The sequence below is a fragment of the Burkholderia sp. D-99 genome (assembly GCF_011605345.1).
Classification (GTDB): Bacteria; Pseudomonadota; Gammaproteobacteria; order Burkholderiales; family Burkholderiaceae; genus Burkholderia.
The window spans coordinates 488,117-510,354 of sequence record NZ_JAAOXM010000001.1; the positions used below are offsets into that span (position 1 = coordinate 488,117).

Here is a 22,238-nt window from a genome sequence, read left to right on the forward strand (position 1 = left end):
CCCTGACCACTTCGTCCCGCAGGAGATTGCCGTGCCGGCCTTGCCCACCTTGCTTGCTTTCGGACTCGTATCGCTCGGCATGGTGCTGACGCCCGGGCCGAACATGATCTACTTGGTTTCGCGCTCGATCTGCCAGGGCCGCCGTGCCGGACTGGTGTCGCTCGGCGGCGTCGCGCTCGGGTTCGTTTTCTACATGGTGTGCGCGGCGCTGGGCATCACCGCGCTCGTGCTGGCCGTGCCGTATGCGTACGACGTGCTGCGCTTTGCCGGTGCGCTTTATCTGGCGTACCTGGCGTGGCAGGCACTGAAGCCGGGCGGTCGTTCGGCGTTCCAGGTCAGGCAGTTGCCGCACGACAGTCGCGCCAGGCTCTTCACGATGGGCTTCGTCACGAACCTCGCGAATCCGAAGATCGCGGTGATGTATCTGTCGCTTCTGCCGCAGTTCATTTCGCCGGGGCACGGCAGCGTGCTCGCGCAATCGCTGGCGCTCGGCTGCGTGCAGATCGCGGTGAGCGTCAGCGTGAACGCGCTGATTGCCTGCATGGCCGGCGCCATCGCGGGCTTTCTGGCGGGGCGGCCGGTCTGGGCGTCGGCTCAGCGCTGGTTGATGGGCACGGTGCTGGCTGGACTGGCCGTGCGTATCGCACTGGAGTCGCGCAGCTAGCGCAAGTGGCTGACGGTTTGCAGGACCACCGGGTGCTTTCGAACTGCATCGTGACGAAAGCACCGGGCATCGTCAGCCTTGGCAGTTGCCCTGCGCTTCGTTGCCGACCCGCACGGGTGCGGCTTTTTTGCTGCGCCGGCCGCGCGTTGCGAGCCAGCACAGGATCGACCCGCCGCATACCATCGATGCGCCTTGCCAGAATTCGATCGACAGCGGCGCATGCAGCAGCGTCGCGGCGAGCATGGCGGCGAGTACCGGGGTGAAGTACGACGCGCCGACGATGACCGTCACGTTGCCGTGCATGATGCCGGTGTTCCAGGCCGCATAGCCGAATCCCAGCGCCGATGCCGCCAGCACGATGTAGATGACCGCATGCAGGCTGAACGTCATGCCGCCGCCGCCTTCGATCGCGAACTTGATCCAGAGCGCCAGCGCAACCAGCATGAAGAACGGCGTGACGCCGTTCTTGCCGTCGGCAATGCGCGCCGTCACCATGCAATAGCCGGCCCAGATCAGCGCGCCGACGAACGCGAGGCCGTAGCTCAGCGGATTGTCCGCGACGTTGTGCAGCATGCCGGCCGGATCGAGCCCCTGGTCGCCGCCAAGCACCCGGCAGATCCCGAGCATCGACAGCAGGACGCCCGGCACGACCAGCAGGTTGGCGCGCTGCTTGTTGAACACGATCGCCGCGACCAGCGTGAAGCTTGGCCACAGATAGTTGACCATCGCGACTTCGATCGCCTGCTGGCCGTTGCTTGCGTAGCCGATCGACAGCGACATGCACAGCTCGTACGAGACGAACAGCAGCCCGCCCCAGATCAGATAGTTTTTCGGGAATTTGCTGAGATCGGGGAAGCCGATCGTAAACAGCAGAAGCACGGATGCCACGGTATAGATCATCGCGGCGCCACCGGTCGCGCCGAGGCTTTCGCTGACTCCACGAACGAGGGCGACCACGGAGGCCCACAACAACACCGCGCCGAGCCCGGCGAGCGTTGCCTTATTCTTGCGCTTCATGCTTCCTGCCTGTTTCAACATTCAAATTCGATTTCGGGTGATTCGGTTGCGCCTGCGCGGGCCGCGACGGCAAACGGAATGATCCGGTTGCAGCCGTCACGCTGGGCGGCGGAAAGCGGCAATGCCATGCAGCCCGCTTGCGCGGGATCCGCGGGTACGTCGATCCGGATGATCTTGATCCCGGGGTACGGGTCGTGCGCGCGGACCGACTTGTCACGGCCGCCGAACCCGGGGTCCTGGTAGCCGTCGAACGGCGTCGGCACGTCGCCTTCGTCGAAGCCGTTGACGGTCACGACGCCCGCGCGGCTGTCGCGCGACAGCCGGATCGCACGGTTCAGGGCGCCAGTGTAGACCGAGTCGTTCGCGAGCGCGATCGCATCGCCGATGTCGATGAACGTCGTCACCGACAGTACCGGGCCAAAGATCCGCTTGCGGAGCAGCCGGCTGTTCCGGCTCGCGCGGAGAACTCCACGGCCTGGTCGTTCCAGCCGCATGACACGCTGATGCTCGGGAATGTGCGTACCTGCATGTATAACTGGCCCGTCGAGCCGACGAAAGGGGCGGCCGGTCACGCGTCGTCGATGCGCCATGCTGCGCCGATTCCCGACAATGCGCGACCGATCGAGTCGAGCATTGCGTCCCGCGTCGGCCCGAGCGTCGTGACAAGGAAGAAACCGTCTTCGTCGGTCGACAAGGAGATCAGCGGCCATCCGCTTGCGTCTCCACGGACTTCAAGCTGCCGTCGGTCGAGATCGATGTCGATGGCGCCGTGCGCTTGCCGCAACGCGTTCGCGATTGCATCGAATGCGTCGGCCGACGGGATCGTGTGGATGCGGTATTCGAAACTCATCTTCATGGGCCGGAGTGCGAGGCGCGCAGTCTAGCGCGTATCGTGGCGCCAGGCCCTGCAATGGGTGCACAACGGGCGCCCGTGCGCCGTCGCGGTATAGTCACGCAGCCGTCGTCGCATGCATCGAATCCCATCACACCAACCAGAGGATCCGTGTTGAATCGCTCAATGCTCGTATTGTCAGCCGCAGCCTTCACGGTACTTGCCGGCGTCGCGCGCGCCGACGTGCCCTACGTCAATGCACTCGAGGTCGCACGCTGCACGCGGCTCGACTTGCACAACCTGTCATATCCCACCGAATCCCGCCGCGCGGGGCATGCCGGCGATGTGACGGTTGGCGGCGTCGTGGCGCCGGATGGCGCGCTGTCGGATGTGACGGTGCTGACGAGCAGCGGGCACGCGGAACTCGACGCCGCGGTCACCGAGGCGTTCATGGCCATCCAGTGCGCCCGGCACGAAGGCGCGCAGCCGATTCGCATCAAGCAGTGGGTCAGGTTCTCGTTGCAGCCAGCCGCCCGTATCGCGCCTTCAGAGAGGGAAGCATGAAAGCAGTGCCGTATTTCTCGCAATGGGAATCGACGCATCTGGTTCCGCAGTTCGTGTCCCGCGAACTGCGCTCGGAAGACGATCCGTTGTGGCATCGCTCCGGTGCGAGCACGCCGGAAGAATATGCGCAGTGGAGCCCGAACATCTGCGGTATCGCGTGCCTGAAGATGTTGCTCGCGTACCGCTCGAACAGGATCGTACCGTTGCTCGACCTGGTACGCGAAGCCGTCGGGTTCGGCGTCTACCGGCCTGAACTCGGCGACACCGGCAAGCGTCTGCATTACCGGCCTTTCGTGCACTGGGTGCGTGAGCGGTACGGGATCGACGGCGACGTCGTGGAAGGGATTGATTCGGCCGCGATCGACACGAAGCTGCATGACGGGCACATGCTGATGGCGTCGGTTCATCCCGGCATCCGGCACGACGGATTCGAGCCGCCGTCGCGCGGCGGGCATCTGGTGCTCGTGTTCGGCGCGAACCGCGACACCGGTGACTGGGTGTTCCACAACCCGTCCGGGTTCGACGTACGCACGCAGCAGAACGTGGCGATGCCGCGCGCGACGTTCGACCGCTATTTCGCGAACCGCGGCATCCTGATTTCCCCATAACGTTGCGTATGCAACGAGTCGTGCGAATGCGGCATCAGGCGCCCGTCGCAACGGGCGCCTGAGCGATCACCGTTCGTTGCGCTTCTTGCTCAGCTCGATCGTCTCGAACAGCTCGTAGTCGGCGCTCGGGTGCTGGTCGGCGCCCGGCGCGTGGTAGTAGCGCATCGTGATCGTCGTGTGCCCACCCGGCTTGCCCGGGTCGTGGTCGAACACGGCGATCCCGTAGCCGGTGCCCGTATCGCGGCGCGCGGACCAGATTGCATCTTCCAGCGCATCGGCCGGCTGGCGCACGAACGTGTTCGGCGCCGTGCCCGGCACGGGCCGGTTCGGCTTCGTGAACACCTTCGCCTGCGCAAAGCCGGTCGCCGGGTTCTCGCCGTACACGTCGAGCGGCGCGCTGGTGCCGCCGCCGCCCAGGATCAGGTGGATCGTGCCGTGGCTCGTGTCGAACTTCATGCGGTCCGGGTCGTTCGATCCGACCGGGCGCGGCTGCAGTGTCTCGACTACTTCACCGGTCGTCGCATCGACGCCCGCGCGGTGATTGCAGCCGCGCACCGGGTAGCTGCGCTCGTAGTCGTGATCGTGGCCGCACAGCACGAGGTCGACGCCGTAACGGTCGAACAGCGGCAACCACGCCTCGCGGATGCCCTTGTCGGAACCGTTGCCCGTCTTCGACGAACTGAGCGCGTCCTGGTGCATCTGCACGACGATCCAGTCGATATCGTCGTCATGCGCGGCATGACGCAGCGTGTGTTCGAGCCAGCGCGTCTGCTCGCCGTTGCTGTAGCCGCGCACGTAGAACGACGTGCCGGGCTCGATCGGCGGGCGGCCCGTGCTCGCGGCCGGCACGAGCGGCGCGGGGCCGCCGACGAATGCGGCGGCGTCCTGGTACACGACGTCGTCGGCGTCGAGCGATACGAACAGCACCGAGCTCACGCGGAAGCTGTACCAGCGGCCCTGGAAGCGCGTGCCGTTCTCCGGCAGCGTATAGCGCGCGAGATACGAGTCGAGCCCCTGCGGGCCATTGTTGAACTCGATCTCGTGATTGCCGGGGCACGGCATCCACGGACGATTGGCGGCCGACGTCTGGTTGTTGTTGCCGAAATCGCGCCACACCTCGGGCTGGTGCGCGGGGTTCAGGTTCGCGTAGCAGAGGTCGCCGTTCAGCAGGTGGAACAGCGGCTGGAACTGCTCGACGGCCTGCACCGCGAAGCGACTCTGCGGTGACGACAGCACCCAGGCGCCGTTCGGCGTCGCGAGATCGCCGTAACTTGTGAAGCGGAACGGCGCGCGGCCGCGCGGGGCGGTCGAGAAATTCGCGGAGAACGGCTGCGCGGCATTGCTGTCGTTGTCGGCCGTGATCTCGTAGCGGTAACGCGTATTCGGCTTCAGCCCGTGCACGCGCGCGTGGTACGCGAACACCGTCTCGCCGTTCAGGCCGTCGGTGTACAGGCGCTGGACGCCGTGCACGGTGCGCGCCGGCTCGCCGTCGGCGACGATGCGCGCGCGCGGATTGACGGCCGACGCGAGCGACGCCCACGAGATCACGACTTCCGACGTCGGGTCGTTGCCCCACGTCAGGTGGACCTGCTCGGGTGTGCCGTCCGGGTTCGACGCGGCGGCCCGGGCTGCCGCGAGGCCACCGGCGGCGGTGGCGAGGCCGGATACGCCGGCGAGTTTCAGGAAGCCGCGGCGCGAGACGGACGCGGCCGGCTCGTTCGGCTGGATCGGGGAGTTGTCCTGGTTCGACATGGTCGGTGTTTTCGTTGGTGGAGACGCGAGATGCGGAACCGCCCGGCCGTGCGCGAGCGTGGCCGGGGCGTGGGCCGGAAACGAGCGGGATCCCGGTGCCGGACATTGTCGGAGGGCAGTTTTGCCGGGTTGTGACAGCACGGCAACCCCGCGAGCGCGTCGGCACATGCCCGAGCTTGCGGATCGGGGCATCCGGCCCGCGCCGACGCGAATCCGGTTCGGCCGAAAATATTTTGCCGATATCGCGACGGATTCTGTTCGCCCGAGCCGTTTAACGCATGAACGGCCGCTTCCGGTCGATACGCGCTACTTCGGAGTCTTTCATGAAGCTTTCCATCCCGTTGCGGATTGCCACGGCGTGCGTGGCTGCGCTGGCTGCGTCCGCCGCCTTCGCGCAGGCCGTCATCGTCGCGCCTTACGCGCCGCCGCCGGCTCGCGTCGAAGTGATGCCGGCGCCGCGCGCGGGCTACGTGTGGGACCAGGGCCACTGGCACTGGCGCCAGGGCCGCTATGTCTGGATTCCGGGCCACTGGCAAGTGGTTCGCGTCGGTTATCACTGGGTGCCGGGCCATTGGGCCGCGCGCGGCCCGGCGTGGCGCTGGGTTCCGGGTCACTGGGCCTGATGCACATGCCGCCGCACGGCACGCGGTGCCGACGCGGCGGCGCCTTCCCGCAACGTCATGAGTCGCAGCCATGCCCTTTCGAACCGTGGTGATACTGGCGGCCGCAGCCATCGTGCTGACCGGCTGTGTCGTGGTGCCGGCGCGCCCGGCCTATTACCGGCCCGCGCCGGTCGTCGTATATTGAGCGCGCCGGCCGCCGCTCACGCGACCGGGCGGCCGGCACCCGATCGACCCGATCGCCATGCGGCCTGAAACGGATACCGATGAAACGGACCTTGCCGAGGCCGTGCGCGATGCGTGCGGCGATCCCGAACCGCCGGTGTGGCGGGGCCGGGTAATGGCTGGGCGCATGCAAGGAGAGCACGACGATGAGCTTCAGTCTGCCGGCGGGCGCGTCCACGATCGCGCGGCGGCACAGACGCGCGATGCGCTGGAGCGCCCCGCGTTGAGCGACGGCGATCCGGACGCGGCACTGGTGGCACGGGTCGGCGCGCGCGACGCTTCGGCCGTGCGCGTGCTCGTCGCGCGCAAGCTGCCGCGGCTGCTCGCGCTCGCGACGCGCATGCTCGGCGACCGCACGGAAGCCGAGGACGTCGCACAGGAGACGTTCTTGCGGATCTGGAAACAGGCGCCGGGCTGGCGCGAAGGCGAGGCACGGTTCGACACGTGGCTCCATCGCGTCGTGCTGAATCTGTGCTACGACCGCTTGCGCGGCCGCCGCGAGGAACCGGTCGACGTGATGCCCGACGTGCCCGATCCGCAACCGGAGCCGGCTACCCGCGCGGAGACCCGCTCGCGCGACGCGCGCGTGCGGCAGGCGCTCGCGGCATTGCCGGCGCGGCAGCGCGAAGCGCTCGTGCTCCAGTACTATCAGGAAATGTCGAACGTGGAGGCGGCCAACCTGATGGGCATTACCGTCGACGCGCTGGAAAGCCTGCTCGCGCGCGCGCGGCGAAACTTGCGCGCGCAACTGGCCGGCGACGCACCTAGCGAGGACATCCGATGACACCCGAACGATTTCGTACCATCGTCGCCGCGTACGGCTCGGATGCGCGGCGCTGGCCGGACGGCGAGCGCGCGGCCGCCGAGGCATGGGCGCGCGCACATCCGGGCGACGCATTGGCGGCGCTGGACGATGCCGCCGAACTCGACGCGTGGCTCGCCAACGATACGGTCGCACCGCCCGCGCCGGCACTCGTCGAGCGTATCGTCGCGACGGCGCCCGTACCGCGGCGCGTGCGGCGGCGGGGCGCCGTGTGGTGGTCGGGCGCGGCATTCGCGGGCGTGGGCCTGGCCGGCGCGCTCGCGGGCGCGGTGGCCGTGTCGATGCTGATGCTCGGAAGCGTGCCGCCTTCGCATGAGCCGGGCTATCTGACAACGACGTTCGGCGGACCGAGCGTGGACTGGAGTGATGAATGAGTGAGCGTGGCTGGAAATTCGTACTTGTCGGTTCGGTCGTGCTGAACGTATTCATGCTCGGCGCGATCGGCGGCGGCGCGTATCAGTGGTTCTCGACGCATCGCGACCTGCGGGCCGCGGGCGCACCTGCGTCGCGCACCGCGTTGCGTTTCGCCGCGGACGAATTGCCGGACACGCGCCAGCAGGAATTCGCCGCCGCGCTGAAGGCGGCACGCAAGGACGGTCGCGATTTCGCGCGGGAAGGGCGCGACGACCGGATCACCGTGCTGGACCTGCTCGCCGCGCCGCAACTCGATCGCGCGGCGATCGACGCCGCGCTCGACCGCACGCGTGCGGCCGATACCGCGCTGCGTGTGCAGGTCGAGCGCAGCGTCGTCGATTTCGCGGCGACGCTGACGCCGGACGAGCGCGCGAAGTTCGTCGACGGGTTGCGGCGTAGCGGAAACTGGCGGCTGCCGCCGAAGTTGCAGAAGAAGCAGGGCGAGGCGGGGAGTCAGTAAGGAAACGCCGCGCGGGCGATGTGCGGCGGCGGGCCTTTTCAGCGATGCGTAACGTGTACGCGGAAGGCCGATCGGTAATGCATTCAGGCACGCTTCAGTGAGGAATAGCAAGGCGACCGCAACCGCAACCACAACCGCGACTGCGACCGCAACCGCAACCGCAACCACGTTACACGGCGGCTACGCTCAACGTGCCAGCATCCACGCGGAGATCGCGTCGACCACGCCGCTCTCCAGGCCATTGAAGCCGTGATAGGCGAACGCTTCGCATGGATCGCCCCGGGACGTGCCGCCGGACACGATCATCAGGTCGGCTTTCGGCGACGAATCCAGCTTCTTCATCAGCGTATCCGTTTCGGACACCGGACAATACTTGCAGCCGTCTTTCTCGTGATGGACGACGAGCACCGGAATCCTGAGGCTGGCAAGGTTCATGTCCGTGACCGCGGTACCGCCTCTATCTTCGCGGAGGATGGTGGACGTCAGCACGATACCGTCGGGCCCGCCGCCGCCGCCGGCCAGCGCAATCGCAATGGCAGCGGCGGACTGGGTGCCGCGGCTCGTCCCGACCAGCCAGACCGGTACGTGAAGTTGCTCCCTCAACCAGGCGATCACGGCACGCGCGTCGTCGGCATGTTCCTTCGAGAGCCGGAAGCCATTGAGGTAGGGCGCGGATTGCCGGTCGCTCGGTGCATCGATGACCGCGACAGCGATACCGTCATTCACGAACAGCTGTCGGGTGCGGACGAGAAAGTTGCCTGCGCCCCATCCGAACCGGCCGGACGGGTCCAGTTGCAGCCCGCCGTGTCCGCCGGCATAAAGAATGGCCACGGCCTTTGGCGCGTCCGGCGCGATGAAGAGAAACCGTTGAGTCACCCCGGGGCGGGTCGGCACGTCGACGACTCTTGGTTGACTCTGCGCGTGAGCGGGATAGCCGTGCAGCGCCAACGCAATCGCGAGCAGCCACGCGCGAGTCCAGCGTGAGGTCGGTGGCATCGAACCGAAGCAACGAAACCGCGCACGCAATCCGACGGGAAGATGGGTCATCGTAGCGGTGGCCAGCGCAATCCGCCGTGGCCGGCCGGAGTGCGGCAGCTTCTCCTTGTCAATGTCGTGGCGCCACGTCGACGCGAGTGTGCCGGGCCGTGGCTACTCGAACCGTCGTGTTCTTCCCGACGCACGGCGCTCAATGCGATTCGACGAACTGAACGATTTCGCCATTGTCGCGCTTGAGGTAGAGCGCGTCGTCTTTCATGCGAACGTCGTTACACGAATATGGAATCTTGCGGCCCTTGCTGCAGATCTTGCCATCCTCTGCCTTCCAGTCGCCGTGATCGGCAAACCCCTGGCTCGACTTGAAATCGAAGTCGCCGCCACTGCCGTACTGGACATGCCATTGGGTACCGTCCGCCAGTTTGATGTCGAACGCCTTGCCCGCGAGGCGTTGCTGGAGGTCCGATGCGGCAGGTGCGGTGGAACCGTCGGGGAATGTCGCCTGATCGGCAAAAGCGACAACGGGAGTCAGCAGCAGGATGGCGAGCAGTTTGGTCACGGTGGGTCTCCGGTTGTTCCGAATTCTTGCTCTGGGTCGAGACGACGAAACCTTCGTGGCGCGGGGGCGATTCGTTCCATTGAGTCTAGGTGGCTTTCAGGGAACGGCAAGCGCTGGGCGGGTGCGGGCGACAACGCGGCATTTCACCCATCCAGGGTTTCGGCCGACGCGCCATGCGGCTGGATCCATGCCGGTCAGGCGAGTGAAAGCCTTTCAGGCGGATCAAGAAATGTGTCCGTGCTTCGGCGGGGCACGGAGCCGCGATACGGCGGCTGAGCGATCCGTCGGTTCGCTGCAATCGTCAGTCGAATCCGTGCCTGAAATTCGAACGGCGACACGCACGCATTCAACGCCACGCGACAAGCCCGAAATATTCGTCTTCCGGGCGACGGATTTCCCGCCGACCGACGTTTAACACGGGTACGCATCGCGAGAGCCCCGTCATGGACCACCCGAACGACATCACACCGGCCGCCGTCGCGCTGAACCGCTTCGGTCTCGGCGCGCGTGCCGACGAAGTGCCGCCTGCCGACCCGAAAGCGGCGCTCGTCGCGCAATTCGACCGTTACGACGCGCGGCCGGACGCGTGGGCCGGCGAACCCGACGCGGTGGCGCTCGCCACGCGCTTCGCGAACGCGCGCAATGCGATGACCGGCGACGATCCGGCAACGAAGCGCGCGACCGAGCAGTCGATCCGGCGTGACGGCAACGACACGTATCGCAGCGCCGTCGTCGCGCGGCTCAACAGCGCACTGAACACGCCCGCGCCGTTCGTCGAGCGTCTCGTGCATTTCTGGGCGAACCATTTCGCGGTATCGGTCGACAAGGGGCCGGTGGCGGCCTATGCGGGCGCGTTCGAGCGCGACGCGATCCGCCCGCACGTGCTCGGCCGTTTCGAGGACATGCTGGTCGCCGTCGAGCAGCATCCCGCGATGCAGCTCTTCCTCGACCAGGCGCGCTCGGTCGGCCCCGACAGCCCGGCCGCGCTGCGTGCCGAAGCGCGCAATCCGTCGGGCAGGCGCGGGCTCAACGAGAATCTCGCGCGCGAAATCATGGAATTGCACACGCTCGGCGTACGCACGGGTTACACGCAAGCCGACGTCACGGAATTCGCGCGCGCGCTGACCGGCTGGAGCATCGCCGGCGGGCGCGGCCCGCAGCCCGGCGATGCGGCGCCCGGCGCGTTCGTGTTTCGCCCGAACCTGCACGAGCCCGGCGTGCGGACCGTGATGGGGCGCAGCTACGACCAGCCCGGCGAATCGCAGGCGCGCGCGATCCTGCACGACCTCGCGCATTCGGAGGCGACCGGTCGGCATATCGCGTTCCAGCTGGCCCGTCATTTCGTCGCCGACAATCCGCCGCCCGCGCTGACCGACCGGCTGGCCCGCGCGTTCGACGCGAGCGGCGGCGATTTGCCGACCGTCTATCGCGCGCTCGTCGATGCGCCCGATGCGTGGTCGCCGGTCAACCGCAAGTTCAAGACGCCGTGGGAGTGGGCCGTGTCGTCGCTGCGCGGGCTCGGCTGGCACGACACGGGCGACCTGAAGGCCGCGCCGCTGCTCACGCAGCTCGGCCAGCCGGTGTGGCGGCCCGGCTCGCCCGCCGGCTACGACGACGTCGCCGCGAGCTGGGCCGCGCCCGACGCGCTCGTGCGGCGCGTCGAGCTGGCGCAGCGGCTGGCCGCGCGCACGGGCGACCGGCTCGACCCGCGCACGCTCGGCAACACGCTGCTCGCCGGTTCGTTGAGCGCGCCGACGGCGACCGCGCTGTCGCGCGCCGAAAGCGCGACCACGTCGCTCGCATTGCTGCTCGTATCGCCCGATTTCCAACGGAGATGACCATGGCACTGTCCCGCCGACAATTCCTGAGCGTGGCTGCCGCCGGCGCAGGCGCGATGCTCGTCGCGCCGCGGCTCGTGTTCGCGAACGTCGAGACCGATCGACGCTTCGTGTTCGTGATCCAGCGCGGTGCGGCCGATGGCCTGAATACCCTCGTGCCGTATGCCGAACCCGCGTATGCGTCGTTGCGCGGCCCGCTTGCGATCGACACGGCGGCCGCGACGCGGCTCGACGGCACGTTCGCGCTGCATCCGTCGCTCGTGCAGACCGCGCAGTTGTACCGCGACGGGCAGGCGCTGTTCGTTCATGCGATCGCGTCGCCGTATCGCGACCGCTCGCATTTCGACGGCCAGAACGTGCTCGAGACGGGCGGCCGCGCGCCGTACCAGGTGAAGGACGGGTGGCTGAACCGGCTCGCCGCGCTGCTGCCGGCGACGCGCGAAAGCGCGATTGCGTTCGCGCCGACCGTGCCGCTCGCGCTGCGCGGCACCGTGCAGGCAGCGTCGTACGCGCCGTCCGGTTTGCCGGCCGCGCCGGACGACCTGCTCGCGCGCGTGTCGGCGCTCTACGAGGCCGACGCGCAGCTCGGCCCGTTATGGCAATCGGCGATGGATGCGCGCGGCCTCGCCGGCGATGCGCACGCGCGGCAGGATCCGGCGGGCGTCGGCAAGCTCGCCGCGACGTTTCTCGCGCGCGACGACGGCCCGCGCATCGCGATGATCGAAACAGGCGGCTGGGACACGCACAGTGCGCAGAACGCACGGCTCGCGAATCAGCTGAAAGCACTCGACACGATGCTCGCGGCGCTGCGCGACGGCCTCGGGCCCGCTTGGCAGCAGACCACGGTGCTGGTGGCGACCGAGTTCGGCCGCACCGCCGCCGCGAACGGCACGGGCGGCACCGATCACGGGCAGGCGTCGGTCGCGATGCTCGCGGGCGGCGCGGTCGCGGGCGGTCGCGTGATCGCCGACTGGCCGGGTCTGCGGGCGGGCGATCTGTACGAAGGGCGCGACCTGAAGCCGACCGCGTCGCTCGACGCGCTGATCTCGGGCGCCGCCGCCGAAAGCCTGCGGCTCGATCCGCAGCGCACCGCGTCCGCGCTGTTCGCGGAAAGCGGCGCGACGCGGCCGATGAGCGGGCTGATTCGCGGCACGGCGTGACGCGCGGCGTTGCCGCTTCCGCGCCGATCCGTCCACGACACAAAAGGGAGAATGCAAGATGATGAAGATCCGATCCGTTTCGCTCACCGTGCTGGTAGCGGCCAGTGCGACGCTGATGTCCGCATGCGTGGTCGAACCCGTGCGGCCGCCGCAGCCGGCGCCGGTCGTCGAGACGCCGCCTCCGATGCCCGCGCCGGGCTATCGCTGGGCGAAGGGGCATTACCGGTGGGCCGGCAATCACTGGGCATGGGTGCCCGGGCACTGGGTGGGTGTGTACTGATCGGGTGTGACGTGACGTGCTGCATGCGGTGTGGGTGTGGGGAAGCGGCGCGGCGTATTGAACTGCGATGCGCGTTGCCCTAAGCTGCCGGATCCCGGCGACGGGCTACCGGCGACGGGCATCCGGCGACGGCCTTGCCCGTTCGCCCGTCACGGCGAGCCGATCCACGGCCGCCGTTTTCTTCGTTACGGCACCCACATGAAAGCATGGCTCGTTGCGCTGGCCGTCGCGGCCGGCATGACCGGCGCGCACGCCGCGTCGTTCAACTGCGCGAAAGCATCCACGTTCGTGGAGCGCGAAATCTGCACCAATCCGACGTTGTCGCGTCTCGACGATGCGCTTAACGCGGATTACCAGCACATGCTCTACGATTTCAGCAACTATCCTGTCGAGGATCCGCCCGAGTACGAGCAGTTCATGGCGACCCAGAAGGCGTGGCTGAAGGCGCGTAACCGCTGCACGACGACGCAGTGCCTGATCGACAGCTACCGCAAGCGCATCGACGTGATGTGCGGGCAAATCGACTGGCAGGGGAAAGGCGAGCGCGAGAAATGCCGCAGCAATGGCGGCCTGGGCGGGCTCGAACTCGCTCACTGAGCACGGACGCGTCGCGCGAGCCGTGATCCGTCAGGTCGACGCGCGCCTACCACCCGATCCGGTGTTTCTCTTCCGTTTCGCGATGCCGCCAGTCGTCATCCGCGTGCAGGTACTGGCTCGTCGTCGTGAGCGACGCGTGGCCGAGGTTGTCGCGCACGAGCCGCAGGTCGACGCGACCGTCGGCCATGTGCGAGCCCGCGCTGTGGCGTAGCCAGTGCGCGGACGCCTGTTCGAGCACGCGCGCCTGCTGCTCGCCGGCTGCGCCGTTCGCGCGCAGCCGGTCGGCCGCGTGCCGGAACACCTGCTTCACGATCCGGTGCAGCGCCGCGCGCGTGAGCGGCTTGCGCACCTGGCCGACCGGCAGCACGAGCGGCGTGGGCTCGCCGTCGGACGGCAATGCGGGCAGGCCGTGCGCGCGCCGGTAGCGCGACAGCTCGGCCATCATTTCGTCGGTAGCCGGCACGAGCCGCTGCCGGCCGCCTTTGCCCGTCACGTCGAGCCACCAGCGGTCGCGCCCGTCCGCGTCCCGCCTGCAAAAGAACTGGCCCATCGTCGTGTCGGCCGCTTCGGTGATGCGCAGCCCGCCGAGATACAGCAGCGTGAACAGCCAGCGCGCGCGGTCCGCATGGAAGCCCGCCCGCGCGTCGTCGCGCGGCATCGCGGCGATCGCCTCCTTGACCGACTGCCACAGCGGCTGCCCGAGATGGCGCGTGACGCGCGGCGCCGGCCGGCGCTGCCGCTGGCGCGACAACGCGAGCGGATTGCCGGCCAGATAGCCGGCCTGCACGAGCCACGAGAACATCACGTTCAGGATCACCAGCGCCTGCCGCTGGCTGGCCGCCGACAGCGGCCCGTAGAACGGCCGCCAGCGCGGATCGTCGCGCGGATGCTTGCGGCCGCCGTTCGCGCACCACAGTTCGGCCGGCGCGGGCGCGAGCAGAAACTGCCGGTAGACGATCAGGTCTTCGTGCGTGAGCGACGACAGCGGCTTGCCGCACGCGATCACGGCCCATAGCAGCAGGCGTTCGGCTTCCTTGCGGTAATTCTGGAACGTGGTCGGCGTATCGACGAAGCGCGCGAGCCAGGCGCGCACCGCGTCGAGGTCGTTGGTCGCGGCAATCTGCGGATGCGCGCTGTTCGAGCGGTTGGTGCCCGTGCGTCCGTCGAGCGCGGCCGGCACGGTCAGCGCATCGATCGGCAGCGGGCGCAGCGCGGCGTCGGACGGAACGGGTGAGGTCATGCGAAGCGGGGTGCGCTGCGCGGATCGTACGCGTGGAGCCGGGCGGACGAACGCAGCGCGATCAGGCATATCGGGAAGCGCCGATGGTACACGATCAACACACGGTGAATCCGCCGTCGACTGCGATTGCCTGACCGGTCATGACGCGCGCGGCGGGCGAGCACAGCCACGTCATCGCTTCCGCGATGTCGCGCGATGCGCCGAGCTGCGCCATCGGCGTGGACTGCGTCAATCGCGCGTTGTCGTCGCGGTTTTCCGGGCGGACGGTGATCGCCTTACGGGCGATGCCGTCGGCGCACACGGCATTCACGCGGATGCCGCGGCTCCGCGCTTTCGATGACGAATGCCGGCAGGTCGCCCTCGCGCCGCGCAGCTCACCCCAGCGACAGCACGCTGTTCAGCAACGTCCTGACGAGCGTCGCCTGCCGCGTGACGCCTGTCTTCGAAAAAATCGCGCGCAGGTGCGAGCGCGCGGTGTTCTTGCTGATCGCGAGCTCGTCGGCCGCTTCCTCGAGCGTTTGCCCGTTGACGAGCGCGAGCGCCAGCGCGGTTTCGGCGGGCGTGAGATCGAACAGCTTGCGCACGATGTCGTGCGACGCCTGCGACTTGCGCTCGGCATCGCGGACGAAGATCGCACACGCCGGCCGGCGCGGATTGTCCTCCGACCATTCGCTGAGCGGCACCGCACGGATCAGCACGCCGAGCGGCGGCTTGCCGGACGGGCGCGGCACGGCGATCGCCTGCGCGACCGACGGCGCGCCGCCTGCGCGCTCCGCCAGCACCTGCCGGATCAGCTTCTGCAGCTTGCGATCCTCCAGCGGATACGACGCTTCGAGCGCGTCGCCGCGCACGCGCAGGCCGTCGCATTCGGCGAAGATCTCGTCCGCGACGCAATTGGTCTTCATGATCGCGCCGCGCTCGTCGAGGATCGCGGTGGCGACGAGCATGCGGTCGATCGTGCTCGCGTACAGCGTGCGCTCGGATTCGACCATCCCGAACTTCGCGTGCAGGCGCACCGCGCGCTTCAGGTGCGGCAGCAGCGCGTTGCAGGCGGCCTTGTCGGTCGCCGAGAATGCGCGGTCGCGATGCGAGCGGCACACGCGGAAACGGCACTCGATTCCGTCGGGCGTGCGCAGGTCCGCGCCCATCAGGTACCCGACGTCGAACGGCTCGAGGAACTCGCGATACATCGCGCTGCTGCGCCAGACGCCGACGCCGAGCAATTCGTCGACGGTGACGACGCGATCGCTCGGCAAGTTCACGAACGGGTCGAGTGCGTAGTAGTAGTTGTTGTACGACGCGACGCCCGTCAGCGGCGCACTCTGCTCGGACGCGTTGATCATCAGCCCCGTGTGGCCGCTGGCCGGCCAGCGCAGGATCATCGTCACGTAGTTCGCGTGCAGGTGCACGCGGATCTGTTCGAGCGCGGCACCCCACGGCACGTCTTCGAGCGGGCCTTCGTAGATGGTCGTGAGCAAGGTGTCGAACTGCTCGAGCGTCAGTTTGGATTGGGCAAGATATGGCGGCAGGGCCGCAGGCGCCGTGGTCATTCGGGTTGTCTCCTGTTGCGGGCACCGGGTCGGCAGGGCTGAACTGGCCCCGTCGCCCGGCGTGCACGTGTGAGCCGCCGGCGACGATGCGCGCGGCTGAACCGGATCACGGTAACGTATCGGTTCGCGCGCGACATCCCATAAATGAGGGTGGTCGAGTGTGTTCTGTAAGGTATTTGTGAACTTTCTCGACGCGCGGGCCTCTAATCGGCCCTCCAACGCTTCCTGAGGAACATCAGATGATTCGCCAATCCAGAACGCTGCTCGGCGCGGCCGTCATTGCCGGCAGCACGCTCCTCGCCGGATGTCAGACCGACGCAGTCGCCACGGCGCCGAACGCGGTGCGCCCGGCCGACGCCAAGCCGGTGACCAGGACTGTCTATGTCGCGCCGCAATCCGCGCGCTGCACGGGCGTCGCGCCGATGGAGTGCCTGCAGGTGCGAAACAGCCCGAACGAGCCGTGGAGCCTGTGGTACGCGGGCATCGAAGGGTTCGCTTATCAGCCCGGTTACCTGTACACGCTTGAAATCGACGAATACCACGTCGCGCAGCCGCCGGCCGACGGTTCGTCGATTCGCTGGGTGCTCAAGCGCGTCGTCGAGCGGCGGCAGGCGAACTGACGCTCACGATCGTGACCGCGCTCATGAGGATGGCCCGGTAGTGCAATGCAACGGTCGCGATTGACGTATCGCATGCTACCGGCCCGGCGGTCGGCAGCAAGACAGCGTCGTTGGGCTCGCCGGGCGGGCGCAGACGGGATTGCTCGCTCATCGCGCCACGGCATTATTTCAAGTCGACCGAATCTGCGATGAGCGCATGCACGTTGGCGGTGGGGTGTGCCGAGCCTGCCACCCAATCGCTTTGCAGCCTGCCGGTGTTGTGCTTGTCCCTGATTGCCATGCTGAGGATGGCGTCGTTGCCATAACGCATGCCCCGGGCGCGGGTCGAGTCGTATGCATCGAACGTGGCGATGTCCATGAACGGTGGCGTGTCGGGCGCGTCGACGTCCGATGCGGGCTTGCTCCAGAATCGAACGAGGTCACCGGACGGACAGCTTTGCGTCGAGCATGTCTCGGCCACGGAGCAATAACCGTGACCCACATGATCTTCAGTGGCGAAGGCCGGGTTGCTGCGAACAGGTCGCCAGCCCAGTTCCGAAAACGCGCGCAGTTGCTTATCCTGAAGCTTGTCGATGAAAAGCGACTTGATTGAGCCGTACTCGGTCTCGTTGATGCCCATGAGGAAATTGGGATTACCGGTTTTGGATTCCACGAACAACTGCAATGCCTTGTTACCGTCCCGTGTGCGCCGATTGCACTGACTCAGGCTGCTCTTGTGCTGGGTCGGGTCCGGATAAACCAGCGATTGAACATGATCCGGTTCAATACCGAATTGCGTCAGGACCGTATTGATATCCGCATACAGTGACGGAAGTTCCGCGATCCCGATTGCAGCTTGCTCGGGGGCGACCACCTTGAGATTGCGCAACTGGCCTAGCCCGAACTTGTGGATGCTGCCGAGAATCGGTACATCGGCAAAGCGCGCGGTTTTCGTGATCAAGGTCCATGTCACCACGCCGGAGAAACCGGCGTCATTGCCACCCAGCGATGACAGCACGCGATACACCTTCCGGTATCCGCCCGGGCATCCGTATATTTGCGCCGGGCCGTAGAGAAACTGATTGTGTTCCGGGCCCTTCACATAGTCATGATTCAACGACTGAACCACCTGCGTGGGCTGTTCGTCCTTGCACAGCAGCATGGCCATTGCATGTTGCTGCGACAGACGCAGATGCGTGCCGTTGTTGACCGGATAGGTCTTGCTTGTTCCGCCCAGCCCATCCAGCGGGGAGGAACTGCTATTTTTCACCAGATACGGCGAGACTCCGGGCGGATTCAATTGAGCGCGGATAAAGCCGTCGTAGACCTCCGCGCCAGAGCAGGCGAAGCTCGCGAATTGCACCACTTGCTGCTTGTCGCGCATTGCCTCGCGCAGCGCCGCCAGCGCCTGCCACGACAGCAACGAGCGATGGCAAGCAGGATCCCACCATGCCGCGTCGTGCTCGATCATCGAGGCGGCATTCCGTTCGAAATACCAATCGAAGCGGGGTGACTTGCTGCGCTGCGGATTGAAGGTCGCCGGATAATCCGGGTTGCCTTCGCCGGAAGCGAAGGAGTCTCCCAGGCCGACGATCAATTTCTCGTTGATCGTGTTGTTTTCGGATACGACGGGCGCTTCCGTGCCGGAAATTGTGTACGCCAACGAGAACGCGGCGCCTGAGGGCACGGGAGCGACCACCCATTGGGTACACGGCGTATCAGTGGCCAGCTGCACGCCGTTGATCCGCCAACGGCAGGTCTTGCCTTCGCCGATGTGCTCCGCGGCGACCCTGATCCGGATCTGATGCGTGGTCGGGAACAGCACCGCCTTGTCATAGGTGCCTGTCTCCGGCCGCCAGGCAGTGCGGTCGATCGGCAGCAATTGCCGGAGTTTCTGCGTAAATCCTGGCGCATTCACCGTGTCGGCTGCAAGCCCGGAAACGCTCCAGGCATTTTCCAGACGTTCGAAGTCTTTTGCCTGGCTGAACAGCGTGAAGCGGTTGACGACTTCCCACTCGATCGGCGTTTGCCCGGGATTGCCCGCAGCCATTGCTGTGGAGAAGACCGTCATTAGAAGCGGCGCCAGTGTTGCCAGGCGCTTGAGAAACCGGTAGCGGGTCGCGTTGGTCATTGTCATTGGAGTCTCTCCACGGTTTTTATTCTTTGGAAGGCCAAATCTTCGGAGAGTCGCCGGATTTTTAATATCAGGGAAAGCTTTACCTTTCGTTACCCGTTTCACCAGTCGTGTACGGGAAATGACACGATATATCGTATGCGGCCAACGAGCCTGTTTGCCGAGCGAGTTGATGAGTGTCAGTCGACTTCGGCTTGTCACTCAATACATGAAAAATCGAGAGTCCGAGATTTTCGGGTTTGTTCGCCACACTTAGTTACGTTGGCCGCGAAACGGCATTGCGCAAATAGTCCGCTCGGAACGCCGTTCTCGAATGGCGACGCGAAACAAAAGGCTGTGCTTGCGCTATCGAGATATATGAGGTCGAGCGGGGCTGGCACGTCGCATCGGTTCGATGGCCGGGTCAATGTGCTGCACGATGCCTTCCGAGGTTCGTGCTTATGCAGACGGCCGCGACGCGACCGGCCGCGGCGGCGCGACCGTATCGATCCGCCGGAACACGGCGGACGACAGCAACGTGACGACGCCCATGCAAGCGAACGACAGCATGAACCCGTGTGCCATCGAGCCCCAATAGGCGGCAAACAGGTTGACGAGCCCGCCGCCGATCGACACGCCGAGCCCCATCGCCAGCATCTGCATCATCGTGAACAGGCTGTTGCCGCTGCCGGCGTCGGCATGCGACAGCCCCTTGAGCGTCACGCCGTTCATCGCCGCGAACTGCATCGAGTTCGCGGCGCCGAACACGATCAGCAGTGCCCCTTCCAGTAGCGGTGCCGGCCGCGCCGACACCAGCGCGAACCCCGCGATCGCGCAACCGACGATCCCCGTATTCACGACCAGGAACGCTGCGTAGCCGAAGCGCTTCACGAGCGGCGCGATCCAGCGTTTCGCGATGACGCCCGCGATCGCGGCCGGCAGCATCATCAGCCCCGACTGCAGCGGCGTATAGCCGAGCTGCACCTGCATCAGCAGCGGCAGCATGAACGGCACCGAGCTCGTGCCGATCCGGCACAGCAGGTTGCCGAGCAGCCCCGAACCGAAGTTCGGCTCGCGGAACAGCCCGAGCCGGAACAGCGGCTGCGCGCGGCGCCGCGCGTGCGGCAGGTACGCGAGCGCGCTCGCCAGCCCGAGCACGGCGAGCCCGGCTGCCCATGCGGCCCGATGCGCAGGCATCGGCGGGTCGATCGCGAGCGACAGCGCGATCATCGCGACCGACAACAGCGCACAGCCGACGAAGTCGAAGGGCGGCGGTTGCGCCGCCTGGTCGTGCGGCAGGTAGCGCTGCACGGCGAGGAAGCCGACCACGCCGACCGGCACGTTGACGATGAACACCCAGTGCCACGAAATCGCCTGCGTGAGCCAGCCGCCGAGCGTCGGCCCGACGATCGGGCCGAGCTGGCCGGCGATCGACACGAACGCGATCGCCGCGACGTACTGCTCGCCCGGCACGCGGCGCAGCACGGCGAGCCGCCCGATCGGCAGCAGCATCGAGCCGCCGATGCCCTGCAGCGCGCGCGCGGCGACGAGCTGGCCGAGCGTATGCGATGCCGCGCAGCCGATCGACGCGAGCATGAACACGAGAATGGCGACCGAGAACACGCGGCGCGTGCCGAACCGGTCGGCGAGCCAGCCGGACGCCGGTGTGAGCATCGCCATCATCAGCGTGTAGGCAACCACGACGGGCTGCATCGCGAGCGGCGACGCGTGCAGGCTTTGCGCGATCGAAGGCAGGGCGGTGTTGACGATCGTCGTGTCGAGCGACTGCATGAAGAAAGCAGCGGCGACGATCCAGAGCAGCGCGGAGTGTGTGGGTTCCCGGGACATGGCGAATTCGGTGGTGCAAAGGCCGGCGCGGGCGGTGCCTTGGCGCGGCACCTGCCGGTCTTCAAGCGCACGATGGTACCGATTCGGACGGTCATCGGGAAGCCGCCTGAAGACGTTGACTGTCATCGGAGATACCGATGACAATGCCGGATGCTCAATCCCGTCTGGCTCAAGACCTTCGCGACCGTCACGAACTGCCGCAGCTTCACCGAAGCGGGCCGGCAGCTCGGGCTCAACCAGTCGAGCGTCAGCGAACACATCCGTCGTCTCGAAGAGAGCGTCGGGCGGCGGCTGTTCGTGCGCGACACGCATTCGATCGCGATGACGGCCGACGGCGAGGCGCTGCTCGTGCACGCGAACGTGATCCTGCAGGCGCTGAACCGCGCGGAATCGCAATTCCGCAAGCCGAGGCTGCAGGGCCGGGTGCGACTCGGCGCGCCGGACGACCTCGCGCTCGTCGCGTTGCCGGACGTGCTGGCCGGGTTTCGCGCCGCGCACCCGGACGTCGCACTGGAGATCACCACCGGCATGACGAGCCGGCTCTACGAAGGGCTGGACGCGGGTGCGCTCGACCTGATGATCGGCAAGCGGCGGCTCGGCGAGCGGCGCGGCACGCCGCTTTTGCGCACGCGGCTCGAATGGGTCGCGCGGCCCGGCACCGTCGTCGATCCGGAGCGGCCGCTGCCGCTCGTGCTGGTCGCCGAGCCGAGCGTGACGCGCGCGATCGTCCTGAACGCGCTCGCCGAGAAGGGGATCGGCTGGGAGGTCGTGTGTTCGAGCAGCAGCCAGCCGGGCTGCATCGCGGCCGCGCGCGCGGGGCTCGGTTTGACCGCGACGTCGCACCATTTGTCGACGGGCGGGCTTGCGCCGCTGGTCAACGGCAGCGCGCTGCCCGTGCTGCCCGAGATCGAATTCATCGCACTGGCTGCGAAGCGGCTCAGCCAGCCGGCGCGCACGTTGCTCGAATTGCTGGAAGCGAGCGACCTGAGCACACCGGGCGCAAACGCGTAACGGATTCGGCACACGCGAGGCGACCGTATCCGGCGCCCGCGCTGCGTGATGTCATGCGACCCGTCATGCGACCCGTCATGCGACCCGTCGCGCAACCCGTCACGCAGCCCGTTTCTGCGAAATCACGAGCAGCGCGCCGTTCTTGTCCTCCAGCACCGCGCGGAATTCGTGCGGCCCGGCCTGTACGGGCACGCGCACCGACGCGCCGGCCTTCACGACCCGCGCCATCGCCGCATACAGGTCGTCGTCCTCGTCGACGCGCAGCGTGAGCGCCGCGCGCTCGACGATCTGCTCGTCGCCCGCGACCAGCGCGATCGTCAGCGGGCCGCCGTCGAGCGCGCAATAGCGGTCGCCGTCGCGGAACTTCACGTTCAGGCCCAGCCCGTCGACGAACAGCGGCAGCGCCGTGTCGATGTCGTCGACCGGATACAGCAGCATCGATACCTTCATCCCGGATCTCCCTTGTCTTGA

The 22,238-nt window shown here is 67.1% G+C and carries 25 protein-coding genes; 13 read left to right on the forward strand and 12 right to left on the reverse strand.

The genetic code is table 11. From position 1 onward, the window contains the following. The first annotated feature begins 31 nt into the window (after positions 1–31). Complete coding sequence (locus tag HAV18_RS02105) at positions 32–664, forward strand: LysE family translocator (RefSeq protein ID WP_166952071.1); 633 nt, start codon at positions 32–34, stop codon at positions 662–664. A 72-nt stretch (positions 665–736) separates the two neighbouring features. On the opposite strand, the gene yddG is transcribed toward HAV18_RS02105, so the two are convergent. Genes yddG through HAV18_RS02120 form a run of 3 tightly spaced genes read right to left on the reverse strand, consistent with a single transcriptional unit; the run spans position 737 to position 2,537 of the window. Further along, the gene (yddG, locus tag HAV18_RS02110) at positions 737–1,681 is read right to left on the reverse strand and encodes an aromatic amino acid DMT transporter YddG (RefSeq protein WP_166952083.1); all 945 of its coding nucleotides are present in this window, start codon (positions 1,679–1,681) and stop codon (positions 737–739) included. A 14-nt stretch (positions 1,682–1,695) separates the two neighbouring features. Continuing rightward, positions 1,696–2,253 (reverse strand): aldehyde dehydrogenase family protein, encoded by a 558-nt coding sequence (locus HAV18_RS02115; protein ID WP_347814725.1) that lies wholly within the window; start codon positions 2,251–2,253, stop codon positions 1,696–1,698. Continuing rightward, entirely contained in the window at positions 2,250–2,537 is a 288-nt protein-coding gene (locus HAV18_RS02120) for a hypothetical protein (RefSeq protein ID WP_166952086.1), read from the reverse strand. Before HAV18_RS02120 ends, HAV18_RS02115 begins: the two co-directional genes overlap by 4 nt. 171 nt (positions 2,538–2,708) lie before the next feature. Between HAV18_RS02120 and HAV18_RS02125 the strand changes: the two genes are divergently transcribed. After that, positions 2,709–3,077, forward strand: a complete 369-nt coding sequence (locus HAV18_RS02125; RefSeq protein ID WP_166952088.1) for a TonB family protein — start codon at positions 2,709–2,711, stop codon at positions 3,075–3,077. Beyond that, the gene (locus tag HAV18_RS02130; protein ID WP_166952090.1) at positions 3,074–3,685 is read left to right on the forward strand and encodes a C39 family peptidase; all 612 of its coding nucleotides are present in this window, start codon (positions 3,074–3,076) and stop codon (positions 3,683–3,685) included. The genes HAV18_RS02125 and HAV18_RS02130 overlap by 4 nt, the downstream gene beginning before the upstream one ends. A gap of 66 nt (positions 3,686–3,751) precedes the next feature. On the opposite strand, the gene HAV18_RS02135 is transcribed toward HAV18_RS02130, so the two are convergent. Beyond that, positions 3,752–5,437, reverse strand: coding sequence for a metallophosphoesterase family protein (locus HAV18_RS02135; RefSeq protein ID WP_166952093.1), 1,686 nt, complete (start codon positions 5,435–5,437; stop codon positions 3,752–3,754). 323 nt (positions 5,438–5,760) lie between these two features. On the opposite strand from HAV18_RS02135, the gene HAV18_RS02140 reads away from it, so the two are divergent. From HAV18_RS02140 to HAV18_RS02155, 4 genes are all read left to right on the forward strand, one after another. After that, a complete protein-coding gene (locus HAV18_RS02140) occupies positions 5,761–6,060 on the forward strand; it encodes a YXWGXW repeat-containing protein (protein WP_166952095.1) in 300 nt (99 codons plus the stop codon). A gap of 241 nt (positions 6,061–6,301) precedes the next feature. Continuing rightward, positions 6,302–7,066: an RNA polymerase sigma factor gene (locus tag HAV18_RS02145; protein WP_166952098.1), complete on the forward strand. Its 765-nt coding sequence runs from the start codon at positions 6,302–6,304 to the stop codon at positions 7,064–7,066. Then, the gene (locus HAV18_RS02150) at positions 7,063–7,479 is read left to right on the forward strand and encodes a hypothetical protein (protein ID WP_166952100.1); all 417 of its coding nucleotides are present in this window, start codon (positions 7,063–7,065) and stop codon (positions 7,477–7,479) included. The genes HAV18_RS02145 and HAV18_RS02150 overlap by 4 nt, the downstream gene beginning before the upstream one ends. Next, positions 7,476–7,979: a periplasmic heavy metal sensor gene (locus HAV18_RS02155; protein WP_166952103.1), complete on the forward strand. Its 504-nt coding sequence runs from the start codon at positions 7,476–7,478 to the stop codon at positions 7,977–7,979. The genes HAV18_RS02150 and HAV18_RS02155 overlap by 4 nt, the downstream gene beginning before the upstream one ends. 186 nt (positions 7,980–8,165) lie before the next feature. Here HAV18_RS02155 and HAV18_RS02160 read toward each other — a convergent pair whose 3' ends face one another. Both HAV18_RS02160 and HAV18_RS02165 read right to left on the reverse strand, forming a co-directional pair. After that, on the reverse strand, positions 8,166–9,026 hold the full coding sequence (locus tag HAV18_RS02160) for a S9 family peptidase (RefSeq protein ID WP_243771523.1): 861 nt from the start codon (positions 9,024–9,026) through the stop codon (positions 8,166–8,168). 139 nt (positions 9,027–9,165) lie between these two features. After that, positions 9,166–9,531: a hypothetical protein gene (locus tag HAV18_RS02165; RefSeq protein ID WP_166952105.1), complete on the reverse strand. Its 366-nt coding sequence runs from the start codon at positions 9,529–9,531 to the stop codon at positions 9,166–9,168. Between the two features lie 443 nt (positions 9,532–9,974). Between HAV18_RS02165 and HAV18_RS02170 the strand changes: the two genes are divergently transcribed. From HAV18_RS02170 to HAV18_RS02185, 4 genes are all read left to right on the forward strand, one after another. Next, positions 9,975–11,369 carry a DUF1800 family protein gene (locus HAV18_RS02170; protein ID WP_166952108.1) on the forward strand — a complete coding sequence of 465 codons (1,395 nt, stop codon included), beginning with the start codon at positions 9,975–9,977 and terminating at the stop codon, positions 11,367–11,369. A 2-nt stretch (positions 11,370–11,371) separates the two neighbouring features. Next, positions 11,372–12,529: a DUF1501 domain-containing protein gene (locus HAV18_RS02175; protein WP_166952110.1), complete on the forward strand. Its 1,158-nt coding sequence runs from the start codon at positions 11,372–11,374 to the stop codon at positions 12,527–12,529. Between the two features lie 61 nt (positions 12,530–12,590). Next, complete coding sequence (locus HAV18_RS02180) at positions 12,591–12,809, forward strand: YXWGXW repeat-containing protein (RefSeq protein ID WP_060085532.1); 219 nt, start codon at positions 12,591–12,593, stop codon at positions 12,807–12,809. Between the two features lie 198 nt (positions 12,810–13,007). Further along, the gene (locus HAV18_RS02185; RefSeq protein WP_166952112.1) at positions 13,008–13,406 is read left to right on the forward strand and encodes a lysozyme inhibitor LprI family protein; all 399 of its coding nucleotides are present in this window, start codon (positions 13,008–13,010) and stop codon (positions 13,404–13,406) included. A 46-nt stretch (positions 13,407–13,452) separates the two neighbouring features. On the opposite strand, the gene HAV18_RS02190 is transcribed toward HAV18_RS02185, so the two are convergent. From HAV18_RS02190 to HAV18_RS02200, 3 genes are all read right to left on the reverse strand, one after another. Beyond that, positions 13,453–14,646, reverse strand: a complete 1,194-nt coding sequence (locus tag HAV18_RS02190) for a tyrosine-type recombinase/integrase (protein ID WP_166952115.1) — start codon at positions 14,644–14,646, stop codon at positions 13,453–13,455. Positions 14,647–14,740: 94 nt separating this feature from the next. Then, entirely contained in the window at positions 14,741–15,019 is a 279-nt protein-coding gene (locus HAV18_RS02195; protein WP_243771560.1) for an SDR family oxidoreductase, read from the reverse strand. Position 15,020: 1 nt separating this feature from the next. After that, positions 15,021–16,196, reverse strand: coding sequence for a helix-turn-helix transcriptional regulator (locus HAV18_RS02200; RefSeq protein WP_166952117.1), 1,176 nt, complete (start codon positions 16,194–16,196; stop codon positions 15,021–15,023). Positions 16,197–16,435: 239 nt separating this feature from the next. On the opposite strand from HAV18_RS02200, the gene HAV18_RS02205 reads away from it, so the two are divergent. Beyond that, positions 16,436–16,816, forward strand: coding sequence for a DUF4377 domain-containing protein (locus HAV18_RS02205; RefSeq protein WP_166952120.1), 381 nt, complete (start codon positions 16,436–16,438; stop codon positions 16,814–16,816). Between the two features lie 163 nt (positions 16,817–16,979). Here HAV18_RS02205 and HAV18_RS02210 read toward each other — a convergent pair whose 3' ends face one another. Both HAV18_RS02210 and HAV18_RS02215 read right to left on the reverse strand, forming a co-directional pair. Next, complete coding sequence (locus HAV18_RS02210) at positions 16,980–18,932, reverse strand: hypothetical protein (RefSeq protein WP_166952122.1); 1,953 nt, start codon at positions 18,930–18,932, stop codon at positions 16,980–16,982. A 435-nt stretch (positions 18,933–19,367) separates the two neighbouring features. Then, a complete protein-coding gene (locus HAV18_RS02215; protein ID WP_166952125.1) occupies positions 19,368–20,756 on the reverse strand; it encodes a DHA2 family efflux MFS transporter permease subunit in 1,389 nt (462 codons plus the stop codon). Between the two features lie 150 nt (positions 20,757–20,906). Between HAV18_RS02215 and HAV18_RS02220 the strand changes: the two genes are divergently transcribed. Continuing rightward, a complete protein-coding gene (locus HAV18_RS02220) occupies positions 20,907–21,767 on the forward strand; it encodes a LysR family transcriptional regulator (protein WP_166952128.1) in 861 nt (286 codons plus the stop codon). Between the two features lie 99 nt (positions 21,768–21,866). Here the strand turns inward: HAV18_RS02220 and HAV18_RS02225 are convergent, their stop codons facing one another. Then, complete coding sequence (locus HAV18_RS02225) at positions 21,867–22,217, reverse strand: VOC family protein (protein WP_166952130.1); 351 nt, start codon at positions 22,215–22,217, stop codon at positions 21,867–21,869. Positions 22,218–22,238 lie beyond the last annotated feature (21 nt).